The 1,609-nt window shown below is 47.4% G+C and carries 2 protein-coding genes and 2 pseudogenes; all 4 read left to right on the top strand.

Annotation, left to right across the window (positions count from 1 at the left end; genetic code table 11):
- Nucleotides 1-223: pseudogene (locus B7X71_RS16605) on the top strand (nicotinate-nicotinamide nucleotide adenylyltransferase); the annotation flags it as partial.
- 55 nt (nt 224-278) lie between these two features.
- A pseudogene (gene rsfS, locus B7X71_RS16600) lies at nt 279-665 on the top strand (ribosome silencing factor); the annotation flags it as partial.
- 13 nt (nt 666-678) lie between these two features.
- Entirely contained in the window at nt 679-1,122 is a 444-nt protein-coding gene (rlmH, locus tag B7X71_RS16595; protein WP_293599684.1) for a 23S rRNA (pseudouridine(1915)-N(3))-methyltransferase RlmH, read from the top strand.
- A 7-nt stretch (nt 1,123-1,129) separates the two neighbouring features.
- The coding region (locus tag B7X71_RS16590) for a Maf family protein (RefSeq protein WP_293601548.1) at nt 1,130-1,609 on the top strand (480 nt) is incomplete at its 3' end.

Here is a 1,609-nt window from a genome sequence, read left to right as displayed (position 1 = left end):
CCCTGAAATTAAGGCTTTATTGGCAAATCATCAATGTAATGACCCAGATACCCTTGAAAAAAGCCCATTTGGCCGCATCTACCTAGATAACAGTCTTTCAGTAGACCTTTCATCAACCGAATTGCGGAATCAACTTAAAAGCACTTCCCGTAGTGCCATTGCCTCCGAGCACATTCCATCACACGCTTTAGAAATCATCACAAATCTGGGTCTGTATAAGTAATCAGGCTAAGATCACCCTTATATACAAAAATCTCAGAAAAAATATTAAAGAAACTATGGACTTAACTAAATTACAACGTGTCGTGATCGATGCCCTGGAAGATGTCAAGGCTCAAGATATTCGCGTTTACGACACCACCAAACTCAGTGAGCTATTTGATCGTGTGATCATTGCCACTGGCACCTCCAATCGTCAGACTAGATCATTAGCCATGTCAGTTAAAGAAGCGGTTAATGCAAAGGGCGGCGAAGTCATTTCCGTCGAAGGCTTAGAAACTGGTGAATGGGTACTCGTCGACTGTGGCGATATCGTGGTTCATATTCTGCAACCCGCATTGCGCGCTTACTACCAACTTGAAGGTATGTGGGGCGCCAAGCCAGTGCGCGTCAAATTGGCAGCAGACAAAGGTCTTGTGAAAGCAAGCGAACCTGACGACGAAGATTAATGCTTTAGTAATGCGTTTAACGATTGTTTCTGTTGGTCACAAAATGCCAGAATGGGTTGCAACTGCAACCCATGATTACATTAAGCGCATGCCCGCAGACTGCAGCATCGAAATCAAAGAGATTAAGCCCGATCTCACCCCAGCTAAAGAGGCTATCAAAATTGCAGCGGCTATTCCAAAAGGTTCTCGCGTCATTGCGCTGGATGAGCGCGGCAAAGATCAGACCACTCAAAATCTAGCTACGCAGCTGGCAAACTGGCGACAAGAAGGTTTTGACATCACCTTCTTGATTGGTGGTGCCGATGGACTCGATCCCAGTCTCAAGGAGTGTGCTCAAGCGATGTGGCGCCTCTCAAGCCTGACATTGCCTCACGCAATGGCAAGAGTCTTATTAGTTGAGCAGCTCTATCGAGCTTGGACTATTTTGCAGGGTCACCCCTATCACCGGGAGTGAGCTTCTAATGTTTTCTTACATATACCTTGCCTCACAAAGTCCACGTCGCCAAGAGTTACTTAAACAGATTGGCGTGCCTTTCGAAATGCTGGTTGCAGGACCGGGTGAAGATACAGAGACTCTTGAAGTTCCCCTCCCCAATGAAAAGGCGCGTGATTATGTTGAGCGAGTCACCTTCGCCAAAAGTGCTATTGCATTAGCGAGGTGGCAAAGTAGTGGAAAACCTTGGGCACCCATTCTGTGTGCAGATACCACCGTCAGCTTGCCTGGCAATCCTGCCGGCGAAATTCTGGGAAAACCGAACGATGCCGCCGATGCTGAACGCATTCTAAAAATGCTCAGCGGCCGTGTGCATGAGGTACTCACTTCGGTTGTTCTCATGATCGACCCTCTAACCAAACCCCTTTGTCTAGTGCAAGTCTCCGAAGTGGAGTTTGCCCATTTAACTCAAGGACAAATTGACAGCTATATTGAGAGCGGGGAGCCC

Source organism: Polynucleobacter sp. 39-46-10 (assembly GCF_002282275.1).
Note: the sequence above shows the minus strand (reverse complement) of the source record. Positions and strands in the feature narration are given on the sequence as shown.

Excerpts from the sequence above, each read along its gene's own strand:
- rlmH (WP_293599684.1), top strand. The coding sequence starts at position 679 with ATGCGTTTAACGATTGTTTCTGTTGGTCACAAAATGCCAGAATGGGTT.